Source organism: Shewanella olleyana (assembly GCF_023283825.1).
GTDB lineage: Bacteria > Pseudomonadota > Gammaproteobacteria > Enterobacterales > Shewanellaceae > Shewanella > Shewanella olleyana.
This window is the reverse complement of sequence record NZ_JAKILD010000030.1, coordinates 16891-31548: the sequence shown is the minus strand read 5'-3', so window position 1 is coordinate 31548 and position 14658 is coordinate 16891. Positions and strand designations below refer to the sequence as shown.

14 protein-coding genes are annotated in these 14658 nt (G+C 40.4%); 6 read left to right on the top strand and 8 right to left on the bottom strand.

What is annotated here, in order from left to right; all coding sequences use genetic code 11:
* On the top strand, positions 1 to 283 hold a 283-nt coding region (locus L2735_RS17625), incomplete at its 5' end, for a tyrosine-type recombinase/integrase (RefSeq protein WP_248985956.1).
* Positions 280 to 1380, top strand: coding sequence for an IS91 family transposase (locus L2735_RS17620; protein WP_248985955.1), 1101 nt, complete (start codon positions 280 to 282; stop codon positions 1378 to 1380). The genes L2735_RS17625 and L2735_RS17620, both read left to right, overlap by 4 nt.
* A 270-nt stretch (positions 1381 to 1650) precedes the next feature.
* On the opposite strand, the gene L2735_RS17615 is transcribed toward L2735_RS17620, so the two are convergent.
* The 3 genes from L2735_RS17615 to L2735_RS17605 all read right to left on the bottom strand — a co-directional run bounded on the left by L2735_RS17615 (position 1651) and on the right by L2735_RS17605 (position 3208).
* On the bottom strand, positions 1651 to 2004 hold the full coding sequence (locus L2735_RS17615; RefSeq protein ID WP_248985954.1) for a hypothetical protein: 354 nt from the start codon (positions 2002 to 2004) through the stop codon (positions 1651 to 1653).
* A 103-nt stretch (positions 2005 to 2107) separates the two neighbouring features.
* Entirely contained in the window at positions 2108 to 2803 is a 696-nt protein-coding gene (locus tag L2735_RS17610) for a hypothetical protein (RefSeq protein WP_248985953.1), read from the bottom strand.
* Between the two features lie 117 nt (positions 2804 to 2920).
* The gene (locus L2735_RS17605; RefSeq protein ID WP_248985952.1) at positions 2921 to 3208 is read right to left on the bottom strand and encodes a hypothetical protein; all 288 of its coding nucleotides are present in this window, start codon (positions 3206 to 3208) and stop codon (positions 2921 to 2923) included.
* A 333-nt stretch (positions 3209 to 3541) separates the two neighbouring features.
* On the opposite strand from L2735_RS17605, the gene L2735_RS17600 reads away from it, so the two are divergent.
* The gene (locus tag L2735_RS17600; protein ID WP_248985951.1) at positions 3542 to 4504 is read left to right on the top strand and encodes an integron integrase; all 963 of its coding nucleotides are present in this window, start codon (positions 3542 to 3544) and stop codon (positions 4502 to 4504) included.
* 13 nt (positions 4505 to 4517) lie between these two features.
* Here the strand turns inward: L2735_RS17600 and bioD are convergent, their stop codons facing one another.
* From bioD to bioB, 4 genes are read right to left on the bottom strand one after another with little or no spacing between them, the layout of a single operon-like run.
* Positions 4518 to 5216 carry a dethiobiotin synthase gene (bioD, locus tag L2735_RS17595; RefSeq protein WP_248985950.1) on the bottom strand — a complete coding sequence of 233 codons (699 nt, stop codon included), beginning with the start codon at positions 5214 to 5216 and terminating at the stop codon, positions 4518 to 4520.
* 13 nt (positions 5217 to 5229) lie between these two features.
* Positions 5230 to 6045 carry a methyltransferase domain-containing protein gene (locus L2735_RS17590; protein WP_248985949.1) on the bottom strand — a complete coding sequence of 272 codons (816 nt, stop codon included), beginning with the start codon at positions 6043 to 6045 and terminating at the stop codon, positions 5230 to 5232.
* Positions 6046 to 6091: 46 nt separating this feature from the next.
* A complete protein-coding gene (locus L2735_RS17585) occupies positions 6092 to 7210 on the bottom strand; it encodes an aminotransferase class I/II-fold pyridoxal phosphate-dependent enzyme (protein ID WP_248985948.1) in 1119 nt (372 codons plus the stop codon).
* 18 nt (positions 7211 to 7228) lie between these two features.
* Positions 7229 to 8281 (bottom strand): biotin synthase BioB, encoded by a 1053-nt coding sequence (gene bioB, locus L2735_RS17580; RefSeq protein WP_248985947.1) that lies wholly within the window; start codon positions 8279 to 8281, stop codon positions 7229 to 7231.
* Between the two features lie 109 nt (positions 8282 to 8390).
* Between bioB and bioA the strand changes: the two genes are divergently transcribed.
* Positions 8391 to 9734, top strand: a complete 1344-nt coding sequence (gene bioA / locus L2735_RS17575; protein WP_248985946.1) for an adenosylmethionine--8-amino-7-oxononanoate transaminase — start codon at positions 8391 to 8393, stop codon at positions 9732 to 9734.
* Positions 9735 to 10212: 478 nt separating this feature from the next.
* Here the strand turns inward: bioA and L2735_RS17570 are convergent, their stop codons facing one another.
* A complete protein-coding gene (locus L2735_RS17570; protein WP_248985945.1) occupies positions 10213 to 10734 on the bottom strand; it encodes an Lrp/AsnC family transcriptional regulator in 522 nt (173 codons plus the stop codon).
* 219 nt (positions 10735 to 10953) lie between these two features.
* Between L2735_RS17570 and L2735_RS17565 the strand changes: the two genes are divergently transcribed.
* Both L2735_RS17565 and L2735_RS17560 read left to right on the top strand, forming a co-directional pair.
* Positions 10954 to 13107, top strand: a complete 2154-nt coding sequence (locus tag L2735_RS17565) for a TonB-dependent receptor (RefSeq protein WP_248985944.1) — start codon at positions 10954 to 10956, stop codon at positions 13105 to 13107.
* Between the two features lie 49 nt (positions 13108 to 13156).
* The gene (locus L2735_RS17560) at positions 13157 to 14551 is read left to right on the top strand and encodes a cytosine permease (RefSeq protein ID WP_248985943.1); all 1395 of its coding nucleotides are present in this window, start codon (positions 13157 to 13159) and stop codon (positions 14549 to 14551) included.
* Positions 14552 to 14658 lie beyond the last annotated feature (107 nt).

Below are 14658 nucleotides of genomic sequence, written 5' to 3'. Positions count from 1 at the left end.
CTCATTAATCGATAAAGGCGGTATTCAAAAAGCCCTCAAGCGGGTTATTCGTGAGTGTAATATTCACAAATCCATCAGCCCGCATAATCTGCGTCACAGCTATGCCACTCACTTGCTAGAACAAGGGCTAGATTTACGTTCTGTACAAAGCTTGCTCGGCCACAACAGCTTAAATACCACAGCCCGATATACCCGCCTCACCACTATCACGCGCAAAAATACCGCTCAGTCCATTAACCAACTCACTGATAATTTAGTGCTCAAGTGGGAGTGCGGCTTATGAAGGTCGTTGAACTTTTACGTGACCATCTTGATGAGTTTAACGGACAGTATGAGCAGCAACTGACCTCATCCATGCGACAAGCAATATTCGCCATGCTCAGTTGCCGTAACAATACTGAGCGCACCAGCCATTGGGCATGCCGTGGCTGTACACATACCGCAGAGTTTCCGTTGTCATGTGGCCATCGCAGTTGCCCGCAATGTCAGAACAACAGCACGCAAAATTGGCTCAACAAACAGCAAGCTAAACTCTTGCCCGTTGAGTATTACATGGTGACGTTCACCTTACCTTACGAGCTGCGAGCAATCGCTAAGCATCAACCGGAGCTGATGTATCAAGCCATGTTCTCGGTGGCAGCAAGCGTACTGAAAAATTTTGCTAAAAACGCCAAACAACTGGGCGGTGAAATAGGCTTTACCGGCGTACTGCACACGCACAACAGGCGGCGTGACTTACACCCGCACATTCACTTCATTATTCCCGCTGGCAGCTTTGATAAAGGTAAAAAACAGTGGAAAAAGAACAAGGGTAAATACCTGTTCAACGCCTTTAACCTGGCTAAAGTCTGGCGGGCTAGATTGCTGAAAAAGCTTACCCTTGAGCTACATGGCAAGCTGCCTAATACTATCCCCAAAAAGTGGGTGGTTGACTGCCAACACGTTGGCCAGGGGTTACCCGCACTGAAGTACCTCTCACGTTACCTTTATCGTGGCGTACTGCCTGACAACAGCATCATCAGTGAAGTCGATGGTCAAATCAGTTTCGAGTATCAAAATAGCCAAAATCACAGCATTGAAATACGCACCTTACCTGCCACCCAGTTTCTATGGCTAGTGCTGCAACACGTGCTACCTAAAGGCTTAAGACGTAGCAGAGATTATGGTTTATTGCGAGGCAATGCTGCCAAGCTGCGGCAACGAATACGCTTAATGCTCGCCGTTGCAGGTGCGAAGTTGATGCCGCTCGAAAACATCACAAAAACCCAAGCCATACGACCTTGCCCTTGCTGCCAACAGCCGATGACATTTATAGGGGTGCATACGCGACCGACAAGCTTAATTAGGCAAAATAAAACGCGGCCTAACGCCACTGTTTAAGCCGCAGAATGACAAATTCAACACTTAGAATGTAAGGTGATGAAAGTATAAGGAGGTGGTAAGGCATTGATATATTGATGTAAATAAATTAGCCCATGAGGCTAAGGGATCACTACGGCCGAGAATAAAATTAGCGGCACTGCACACACCTTAAAAGCGTAAGTTCTTACGCCGATATTTACTATATTATAAAGGTATCACTCGGGCTTGTTCAACACTTGGGATAAGGACGCGGCTGCGCGCGGCCTATCCTTATTCGTTAGGTACACTTTACCACTTATGTGCGGGTAAATTAATTACCTCATTACTTTCAACTAACGTCCAGCCTATGGATTTGCGTTCAAATACATAGGCGATTGAAGGCTTATAATCAGCAACTACTAATTTACCAACTAAACTGTTTTGCTTAGAGTACCAACAGTATGTATTGCTCTCGTTATAGTCAGGTATTTGAGAAATCAATGCTCGTTCAAAATATGTATCTAAATACACCAGTCCTGAGAAGTTATTTTGAGCTTTATCGAAATATGTATACACATCACAACTGTTAGAGTTTTGTACATCTGATGTGCCTGCACAACCGGACAAAAACACAATGGTTGATAATAAAACCGAAATTTTCATGTGTACCTAACGCCCTGTTAACAGGCAATAAAATAGTTGGCTAAAATAAGCGACGAAGGAGCAAAAGCCAACTGTTTTTTGTCCTTGTTTAACAGCTTGTTAGCTATAAGTTTGTATCAAGCTTGAGTAACTCACCTGATAAAACATTAAAGGTATAATAAATCGTGTCGTCTTCTGTAGCCGTATAAACCAAAACAAGATTATTATTGATAATTTGATAGCCCTCTATATTTTCCATAACTGATGTTAATTTAGAACCATCATACTCTGATACTAATAACTCTTTTTTATCATATTGGTTTAAGAAGCCATCTTTATTAGTGTCTTTTTTTGCTACCGAATATATGTTTTTACTTAGAATATTTCGGTACTGAGTTTCCTTCTCTTGAGTTGGTGAAAACTCAACAATTAGTGCATTGCTCGAAAATAATAAATTGTTTTTTTCACCAACCTTAGTAAACATTAAATTAACTGCGTTGCTGCTTAAACTTAATGATGATGAAACAACTATCATTTCCGCATTGGCACTATAAGATTGTTCTTCCACTATTTTATCTGAGGTTATTTCTAATAAATGTACGTCTTTTATTTGACCTACATATCTTTTTTCTAATTTTGGTTTTTGGTGTTCTTTTTGCGCGTCATCATGATCAATAACTTGAACCGTTGGTTCAGAGTAATCCTTTCTTAGTAGATCCTTGATGATGTTTTTACCAATCGCAATAATTACAATTATCGCTGCGATAAATAGTAATACCTTATTGGATTTCTCAATGAAATTCATAATACGAGTGCCCAACTAGAACCCCTTATAGCTAACGCCTCACTAAGAGGCAAAAAATAGTTGGTTAAAATAAGCGACGCAGGAGCAAAAACCAACTGTTTTTTGTCCTTTTGAGTGACTTGTTATGTAACGCTACCACGACACATGACCTAGTGCCTCTTTGTATGTTGCTAGAGCCTTATAAAATGCATATTTAACTCTTAATTTTTTATAAAACACCTGATAGCAAAACACAGGAAGTAACCAAACTACAAACAAAAAAGCCTGAATAAATAATGCGACAAATACAAATTGATTAAAAAGACCATCAGCAAAAAAGAAAAGTAACACAACGATATTAATAATGACAAATGACCAGATTGCCCAACGAGCATCTTTGATTAATTGCCTTAATTCTGTCACTGGATTCTCAGGTTGCATCATAATTCTTAAGTTACATAACAGCTTATTCAACGGCGCATCATTCAATGTCGGCCGTTTAAGTTATTGATTAATAACATCCTACATTTGCTATCTTATTGATGTAAAGTACTTTAAATTTCAATAATGACAAAACAAAGCGTGCAAAATGAATTTTAAAAATATTTCTCAAATTTAAATCTTAAAAATGTCAATATAATTATAGTGTTACAAAAAATAAGCATTAATTAAACCTACAACTTATGAATGATTTTTAACCGATTATTTTATAAATCAGCCTAAAACCATTATACCTGTATAAACATACAGGTATAAATTTAAACGGGCAAACTTATGAAAAATACTGGTTATTTAGGCTCAATTAAAGAACAAATAAGAGTGCGACATTACAGCTACCAAACAGAGAAGTCATATTTGTATTGGAACCGATACTTTATTAGGCACTTTCAATTTACCTCGGCCAAACAAATTACCCCATCACATATTGAACAATTTCTGACTTTTCTTGCCAACAAAAAAAAAGTATCTAGCAGTACCCAACAACAAGCGCTATGCGCACTTGTATTTGCGTTCAAACATGTACTTGCAATTAACACCGATGATTTGCAATTCCCTTATGCAAAACCACCCAGCAGAATTCCCCAAGTGCTTGACGATTCAGAAGCGAAGTTAATTATCGAACGGTTAACAGGAAAATATAAGCTATTGGGGATCTTACTTTATGGTGCAGGGCTTAGGCTTACTGAGGCACTCACCTTACGCATAAAAGATATTGATACTCAAAATCAAACTCTTTTTGTTTACAGAGGAAAAGGTAAAAAAGATCGAGTGTGTATTTTACCGCAAGTAGCAAATGAGTTAATTGAGAAGCAATTTAATCACGTACGCCAAACTCACCTAACAGATTTATCTAAGGGATTAGGTATGGCTTCCTTACCGCCTAGCCTAATAAAAAAGTTTGGCACTAGTGCTAAATCATTACATTGGCAATATATTTTCCCTTCGATACATTGCGTTTCGCATCCTGTAGATGGTTATATTTGTAGGCATCATATTGATCCCACAACGTTTAGAAAAGCTTTACAAAAAGCAGTTAGCAAAACATTAATAACCAAACGGGTGACAGCTCATACTTTCAGACATTCTTTTGCTACCAATTTACTTAGACGTGGCCACGATATAAGAACCGTACAAGAATTACTTGGTCATAATGATGTCAAAACGACTCAAATATATACCCATGTTGCGGGCTTACACCAAACTGGTGTTTTAAGCCCTATGGATATAAAGCAATAAATGTAAAAAGTGATTAACTTTGAATGCGATTTACTTTTAATGCGCTAGTAAAGCGAATAGATTGAGCTGCTTGTTTTGCAGTTGGGTTAGATAAATGAGGGACATAACCCATAAACTCAGAGGTCATTATTTGTTTTAACGTCGCGAGATTTTCATCTTGATATGCCATGTCAGGATCCACTTGGTTCGCTATCCACCCCACTATGGTTAATCCATCAGCCAATATCGCTTCTTGGGTTAATAAAGCATGATTAAGGCAACCTAACTTCATGCCAACCACCAAAATAATACCGACTTGATGTTGTGTAGCTAACAATTTAACACTGTCAGATAAGTACTCGCCATTGCCCAGTGGTAAACGCCAGCCACCAGCGCCTTCGATTAATCCAACATCAGCATTTTCGAGCTCAGTTAGTGGTAAGGAGTCCACAACACCTTGCGCCGTTAATGCTAGTCCTTGTTGAGTGGCCGCAATATGCGGTGCAATAGCTGGCTTAAATGCAACTGGGTTGATTTGCTGATAATCAAGATTGATATTTGACTGTTCAATCAGTGCCAAGGCGTCACTATTTCTCAGGCCATTTTCGGTGAGTTCACAACCTGAAGCAATGGGCTTAACGCCAATTTTAGAGCCTTCAGCGCCGTGCAATAATGCTGACGATACTAAGGTTTTACCGCTATCAGTGTCAGTGCCTGTGACGAAATATATCATTGCAATAAACCTTCTATTTTTTTGTTAGCTGCAAATAGGTAATTTGATAAGTCAGTGGAATACCTTCTGCTTGCCTTATCGTTTCCGCATGTTGCTTTAACGCGAGCCAATCCTTACGGCCACGAAGCGTGACTCTTTCTACTGCTGTGCTGCTTATATTAGAGCTACTTTTATCAGAGCTGCTTTTTTCAGTACCGTTATTATGCGAGTTTTCTTGATGGGATTTTACCGAAGCACCGACGCCTTTTATTGAATAAAGTAGCGTTCGTAAATCATTAAAATATAACGATTCACTGCATTCATTGACTGAATCAACTTGCCAATATTCACTATCGATTGCTTCTGTTATTTCTTCAACAGTTCGAAAAGCATTGTGCCCTAACCCCAATGTTTCTAGCTCAGGCAAACTGCCACTGGTAACAATACTGATTAAGCATGTGGCTTGAGGTTTTAATACTCGATGAAATTCGTTAAATACTGCTGTTAAGTCACCGCACCATTGCAATACTAGATTTGAATATAGCCCATCAAATTGTTGCTTAGATAAAGGTAAGTTAGCGGCATCGGCGCATAGGGTAAGGTATGAAGGAAAAGACTGGTTTACCACTGCCAGCATTTGCTCTGATAAATCCACCGCAGTGACTTTGGTAATGTCTTGTCCAAATCCAGTGAAATCGGTGCCAGGACCACAGCCAATATCAACAAGACTGCCTTTAAGCGCCGCTTTATTAAATAATTTTTCAGCGGTTATCCGCTGCAACACATCATGTTGTTTATAGGTTGTCGCTGCCTGAGAAAACTTAACTGCCACAGGATTACTTGAGTTCATTCACACTCTCGAAACGATACTTTCAACATAAAAGTATGCTTAAAAATTAAATTAAGGTGGCTAAAGCACCAACCAGTTCAGCAATATCATGCTTACTATGTTGCGCGTTAATCGTAATGCGAAGCCGTGCTTGCCCTGCTGGTACTGTCGGCGGTCTTATTGCCCCTACTGCAAAGCCTAAATCAAAAAGCTTGCTGGCAATTAACACTGTCTTATTACTATCACCAATCAGTACAGGTTGAATCGCTGTGGTTGAGTCGGTGAGTTCGATATTATTTTTGCCACAAGCCTGTCTAAATTCAGCAATATTGGCATTAAGAGCTGCAAGCCTTTGTGGTTGTTCTTGGGTTAATTTCACTGCGGCTAACGCCAAATAAGCACTGGCAGGTGATAACGCCGTTGAATAGATATATTGGCGAGACTGAGCAACCATAAAATCAATCACTGCTTTTGGGCCTAATATGGCAGCGCCCTGACAGCCAAGTGCTTTACCAAATGTCACCACTTGAATATCGCAAAACTTGCCATCTGTTTGGGTTGGTATTACCCCAAAGCCATGGGCATCATCAACCACTAGCAAACTATTATGTTGCTGACACAAAAGCTGCAACGGCTTTAATGGCGCTTTATCGCCATCCATGCTGAACACACTTTCGGTAATAACCGCACTATTGGGATAACGTTCGAGGAGTTGCTCGGCATGGTCTAAGTCGTTATGTTTAAAGCGCTTAAAAACTGCCCCGCTATCCCTTACGCCATCAATGATTGATGCGTGAATAAGCTTATCGGCAATCACCACATCGTTTGCATCAAATAAGGTTTTAATTAACGCTTGATTGGCGCTGAAGCCTGAGCAAAAAAGTAGCCCCGCTTCGTGTCCTGTGAGTTCACATAAGCTTTGTTCTAATTGAAGATGTGCTTGGCTATAACCTGATACTAACGGTGAGGCTTTACTGCCAACGCCATAGATTTTTGCCCCTTGTGTAAGGGCATCAACCATTTCATTGGCGCTAGCTAATCCTAGATAATCATTATGGCTAAAATCGATAATGTTTGGTTTGTCATAGTCATAGTCATTAGACAATTTACGTTTTCTGAGTAAGCCATCATTATTCAGCTGCTGCATTCGTTGGCTGATTTTATCTAAGATTGGATGACTTACCATATCAAAACCTATTAACGATTAAATTGCGCCAGCATCAAAGAACTGTTGAGTCGCTTTATCTTTTTTAGCATTCGCTTTGGCAAGTAAAGCACTGTCTGATTCGATATCAGCTGATGGTCCTTGCTCAGGATGTAGACCTAAACGTTTGAATAGTGTCATATCATCGTTTTCTTCAGGGTTTGGCGTCGTTAATAACTTACAGCCGTAGAAGATAGAGTTTGCGCCTGCAAAGAAGCACATTGATTGCAGTTCATCGCTCATGTTTTCACGACCTGCCGACAAACGCACTCGAGATTTAGGCATGATAATACGCGCCACAGCAATGGTGCGGACAAATTCAAGTGGATCTAAATCATCAATTTTTTCAAATGGCGTACCCGCTACTTTCACTAGCATATTGATAGGTACTGAATCAGGATGTTGTTCAAGATTGGCTAGCTGCTGCAATAAACCTGCTCGGTCGGTTGCTTTTTCGCCCATGCCCACAATACCGCCAGAACAGACTTTCATGCCTGAAGCGCGTACATTAGATAAGGTATCAATACGGTTTTGATAGGTACGAGTGGTAATAACATCACCGTAATATTCAGGTGATGTATCTAAGTTATGGTTGTAGTAATCAAGGCCTGCACTGGCTAGCTCATCTGCTTGCTCTGATGACAACATGCCTAAGGTCATGCAGGTTTCCATGCCTAATGCGCGCACATCTTTAACCATTTGGGTTAAGTAAGGCATGTCGCGCTCACGCGGGTTACGCCAAGCGGCGCCCATACAAAAACGTGAAGCTCCGGCAGCTTTAGCGCTTTTCGCTTCTGTCAGCACTTTCTCAATTTCCAATAAACGCTCTTTTTCAAGACCGGTATCGTAACGAGCACTTTGCGGGCAGTATTTACAATCTTCAGGACACGCACCAGTTTTAATCGATAATAAACGACTAATTTGCACTTCGTTAGGATCAAACGTTTCACGGTGAATACTGTGCGCTTTAAACAGTAAATCATTCATTGGTAAAGCAAATAACGCTTCTATTTCTGCTTTGGTCCAGTCGTGACGGATCGCTGACGATGACATGGTTAATCCTTTTTATTCATTTTATATTCACTTTATATTGGGTTAGGATACCTTCAACGTTTAAACTGTCAATGCTATCAAGCACCACATCTTGACTAACGGTTAAAATATGAACAATACAAATCTGCAAGATTCAACCTCTAACATCGACTTTGCATTCGACAAGCAACATATCTGGCATCCTTACACATCCATGAGCAACGCTGCTAAAGTGACAGGTGTTCACAGTGCAAATGGCTGCGAATTAACCTTGTCAGATGGTCAAGTCGTGATTGATGGCACAAGTTCTTGGTGGGCTTGTATTCATGGCTATAACCGCCCTGAGATCATTGATGCCATGCAGCATCAGCTTGCTACGTTAAGTCATGTCATGTTTGGCGGCATCACCCACGCACCAGCAGTTAACTTATGTAAGCGCTTAGTGGATATGACCAGTCCAAAGCTGACAAAAGTCTTTCTAGCGGATTCAGGCTCCATTGCAGTTGAAGTTGCCATGAAAATGGCGATGCAATATTGGCAAGGTAAAAATAAACCTCAAAAGCAACAATTACTCACCGTTAAACGCGGTTATCATGGCGATACCTTTGCGGCTATGAGTGTGTGCGATCCCGATAACGGTATGCATACAATGTTCGGCGATGCAGTGACTGAGCAATTGTTTGCCCCTGCACCGCAGTCTGACTTTAATCAGGCGTTAGTGAGTGGTGATACCGATGAATTAGAAGCGATTTTAATGGCAAATCATCATAAGATTGCCGCCATTATTATTGAACCTATCATGCAAGCTGCTGGCGGAATGCACTTTTACTCAGCAGAATATTTAGTGGCTCTTCGCGCCTTGTGTGATAAATACCAAGTTCTACTGATCTTAGATGAAATCGCCACAGGCTTTGGCCGCATTGGTAAACTGTTTGCCTATGAATACGCCAATATTGAGGCTGATATTTTATGCCTAGGTAAAGCCTTAACGGGTGGTTATATCAGTCTCGCCGCGACAATTTGTTCAGATGAAGTAGCAACAGGCATTAGCGACTCACCTGCAGGCGTATTTATGCATGGCCCTACCTTTATGGGGAACCCATTAGCTTGTGCCGCTGCTGATGCCAGCTTACGAATTATGCAATCCGGAGACTGGCAGCAACAAGTTGCCCAAATTGAAGCGCAAATGAAACGTGAGTTAGCTGAAGCCATTGATTTTGAGCATGTCAAAAATGTTCGAGTACTTGGCTCAGTAGGTGTTATCGAAATGGACAGCGCCATTAACACTGGTGTATTGCAGCAAGCCTTTATTGAACTAGGAGTATGGATAAGACCCTTTGGCAATGTTATCTATATTACGCCGCCCTACACTATTAATGCAGCTCAACTTACTAAGCTGACCACTGCGATGAAAACTATTGCAGCTGATATTACTCAAGAACAAAGTAGCGCAGATACTTTTAGTAATGGCTAGTTTTTATTAATGACTGACTTGTTCATAATCTGGCTAACTCTGACTAACTATGACTAACTCTGACTTGCTCTTACTTGCTCTGACTAAGAAATGCTGGCTGTTTTAATCCCTGCGAATAATGCCAGCTAAATAATCAGCTAAGAAGTTTAAATACAGCTAATAAAAAGACCTGTTATCAACTTTGATAACAGGTCTTTTTATTAGAATAGCTAGTTATGGTTTTCGCTTTAGCTAGCAAGTACCCAAAAATTAGTCTGTATAAAGAGCTATTAGCACTATCAAATTTAACTCCCCACATCACTCATTATTAAACCAACCATTAAACTCGTCCCCATAAAACCTAACCAGAGCCTGACCCTGACCCTGACCAGAGTTTGCGACAGTTTTAAATAGCAAACAATCTAAGATGAATAACTATGGTAATGATGATGTAGACGTTAATTCATACGACAACATAAAGCATATTAAAGTCTAGTTATTAAGCTGACTCGCTCTCCTGCGCATTATCGTCAAGCCATTTAAGGTTGCCTAATGGATAACCTAAAAACCATTTACTACGCTCTAATACGATACGGGTTTTGATATTTTTTATACTTAACTCTGAGCGATCTGATAGTTCAGTACAGATTTCATTGAGCTTTTTGATATTGGGAAAACAACTTAGGGACATATAATCCACATCACCACTTAACTGCATGCAGTCCATAAATTCTGGAATTTCTTGAATCGCGCTAACAAAGCGGCGGCTAGAAGGTGCACTGTTGTCATGTAAGGTAAATTCGACATATGCCATTACATGTTCACAAATTTGTTCTAAATTCACATCAGCGTGAAAGGTTCTAAAATAACCTGCTTCTTTTAGTGCTTTGACTCTTTGAAAACATGCACTGGGTGACAAGCTGACTTTTTCGGCTAATTCAATATTAGTGAGATCACCTTCAAGGTGAAGTGTGGCCAAAATTTTCTTATTGTAGCTATCAATTTTTACTTTCTTTTTCATTTTCAGAAACCTAAGCCTATATTTACCTTGCCTATAATGGATTATCCCTCATTTGGTTGCAAAATTTCGTTAGTTTTATCTCAAAGCGATAATTTTTTACTGCATTTAAATAGCATTACAAAATATTATTTTCCAGCAAAGGGTCACAATGGTTATAACGGATCACACACATGCATTATATCTACATAATTATGCAAATAAGCCTATGAGGGCAACCACATGAATATTAGCCACAATCAATTTTTCGCAAAATCACTACTAGCATCTGCGATTAGTTTTTCTCTTATTGCTGCTGCTTATGCTGAAGATACTCAGCAACAATCTCCTAATGTAGATTCTGGTATTGAGAGAATAGAGATTAGCGCCCGTGGCCGTGTGGAAACCCTGCAAAATGTACCAGACTCTGTGACTGCATTTAGTGGTGACATGATCCAAAATCAACGCATTGAAAACTTTCGTGATGTGGCTGATTTAACGCCTAACTTAAGCCAACTTGATAACTTCCGCCCTGGATTAGCCAGAATCACCATTCGTGGTCTCATTACCCCACAAGTGGGAGATGCGCCACTGGCGTTTGTTGTTGATGGCGTTACCGCACCCGATTTAGAGTTTATAAACCAAGACCTCGTTGATATAGAAAGAATTGAAGTAATGCGCGGCGCTCAAGGAGCGCTATACGGTAAAGGCGCAATTGGCGGCGCAGTGATTGTCACCACTAAAAAACCAACAGATGAAATTGAAGGTACGCTTAAAGGCTCTTACGGAAATGGCAACACATATAACTTAAATGGTGTGGTGTCTGGCGCATTAAATGATGATAGCAGTGCATTTTTCCGTGTTGGCGGTTATACCAAAAACTCAGATGGGTTAATTGATAACGTCTTTTTAGATGAGCAAGCTGATTATTTTTCTGAAGACTCGGTGTTTGGTCAGCTTGAATTTGACTTATTTGACGATACAACGTTAAACCTTCGCGGAAGATACACTACCAGTGATGCAGGCTTTGCTTATTACCAAGGCGTTACTGAGGATACTTCTGAAGATTTTGATATTCCGACATCACAAAATATTCGGAATAACGACCAACGTGATGTGTATGAAGTCAGCGCAAAGTTAACTCAACAATATGATTTAGGTACATTCGACTTTATTACCGCATATAGCAGCTCTGAAAACACTCACTTCTATGATGGTGATTATTCAGCAGATCCTACCTTTATTGATGAAGATGATTTCTTCCGTGCGCCATTCGGTACAGAAGGCTTAAACGATGTTAAATCGTTAACCGTTGAGTCAAGGTTCACTTCACAAAGCGATCAAAGACTCAGATGGGCTGTATCGGCTTTTTATCAAGATAAAGAGCGTGATAACACCATTAATTTCTTCGATGATTTTTTAGGTGATGTGCCTCTTGATAGAGATGATTTTACCGACGATATGATTTACTTAACGATTGCCGATAAGAATAGTAGTAAAGCGTGGGCTCTATCAGGACAAATTAACTATGACATTACTGAGAAGTTAGAGTTAACAGCTGCACTTCGTTACGACAACGATAAACGTGAGTCATATGATCCGAATAATCCAGTAGAGACCTTTGCCGAAGACACATTCAGTGAGTGGCAGCCTAAGTTCACTCTGGCTTACCAAATGAATCCTGATTTATTGCTTTATACAGGTTATTCAAGAGGCTTTAGAAGTGGTGGCTTTAATGAGCCAGCTGAAGGTATTAACCGTGTCTTTAACCAAGAGGTTTCAGACAGTTATGAAGCAGGTTTTAAAACTACATTATTCTCAAATAAGGTCACGTTAAACGGCGCTGTGTTTATGATTTCGCAATCTGATGCGCAAATTACCCAGTTTAACGTCGATACCTTCACGCTTGAAAACTTAGCCATTGACGATGTACTAACTAAAGGGGCTGAAGTCGAATTAGGCTGGGCAGCGACTGAAAACCTTGATGTTCGTTTCAATGCAGGATTAATTGACTCTGAAATTAAGGAATTTACTGACAGACCAGAGCTTGAAGGATACTCGCAGGTATGGGTACCTGAATACACTTACAGCCTATCAGCGAATCACTTGTTCCCTATCGGTGCTAACTGGTCAATCGTGTCACGTGCTGATATTCAGGTTCAAGGTCCGCAATACTTTGATATTGAGATCCCTGATGTCACCTCCTCTACCTTTACCTCAATCAATGCTGGTATAGGATTACAGTCAGACGATTGGACAGTACAGCTTTATGTCAATAACCTAACCGATGAGCGCACCATCGAAGATATCTTCTTTTATGGTGACGGTGTGACAGACTTAGCACGTATGCCAAATAAACCTCGTACCTATGGTATCGAAGCAATATATAACTTCTAATTCGTTATTCATTAAATCGAAGGCCTCAATTGAGGCCTGTTGAGGGTTCATGTCAGTTAATCAGCCAGTTCAACCAAATAGTCAGTCGAGCCCGACTCAATTAAATAAAGCACAATCAAATACAGCTAAATCAAATGAACTTGAGTCAAGCTTTGATGGGTTACTTGACGACTATGCCACCAGCCCAGTTCCATCAAATAAAACCGTTGGCGGTATACGTATTGGAATGATTAATGGCGGCCTCGCCTTTGCTGTTCCTGGACTCATTACCGGTTTAGAATTAGGCGGCGCACTCGGCATAACACAAAGTATTTACGCATTCTTAATCGGTGGTGTCATTTTATCTGTGCTCGGCGCGGTAACCGGCTTAGTCGGCATGCATAACCGCTTAGCATCATGTATGACAATGAAGTTTGTGTTTGGCACTAAAGGCGCCAACCTTCTTACTTTGGCATTTGTCTTGTCTTTACTTGGCTGGTACGGCGTTAACATCAATCTGTTTAGCGAAGTATCCCAAAGCTTAATAATGCAAATGTTTAATCTTACTGTGCCTATTTGGGCGTTAGAGATCTCTGCTGGGATCCTAATTACGCTGACCACCATTTGGGGCTTTTCGTTAATCGAAAAGGTATCCAGCCTGTTTGTACCCGTGCTGTTTTTGTTAACCGCATATATGCTTTATAAGAGTTTTGGCTACGTTATCCCCACAACAGCATTACCAGCTAACCATATAGACACTATTTCACTGAGTTTTGGTGAGGCAGTATCCGCCGTGGTCGGAAGTTTTATCGTCAGTGTGGTACTGATGCCTGACTTTACCCGATTCGCTAAAACCAAAACCGATACTGTTGTCGCCTCCTTTCTGCCCTTTTTACTGCTCAATACATTTGTGTATATCGCAGCGGCAATGGCTGGCTTAGCTGTTCAACAAAATGACATTTTACAAGTGATGCTTACGCTTGGGATCGGCACATTAGCCTTTGTATTATTAATCATGTCCAGCTGGGTCACTAACGTGGTTAACCTTTATAGTGCAGCATTAGGATTTAATGCCATTAATGCTAACTGGAAAGAATGGAAAATTATCGTAGTAGCTGGTGTATTAGGTACCGTGGTGGCTTCATTCAACCTATTAGCAAACTTCACCGACTTTTTATTTAGCTTATCGATCATTTTCACGCCTGTTGCAGCTATTTACGTCGTCGACTTTTTCATCCTGCGCAGCCAAAAAACATATCAATTAGCGCAAATCGCTCATTTACCAGCAATAAATTATCTAGCCGTTATCGCTTGGGCAATTGGGATTTCGACATCGCTACTCGTCAATAACGGTTACTTCACCTTTACTGGCATTGAAGTGTGCGATGCAATCATCATTACAATGCCGAGTTATTACCTATTGATGAAAATTTGGCAAAAAAATCGTTTGTCTCGCTCAACCTAAACCATCAATTGTTTTGTGTACTAGCCATTTTTGAAAACATATTTTTTAGCTAATCCCTAACATTAACGCAGTTAACACCCTTTTATTTTCACTTAACCTATAGTTCA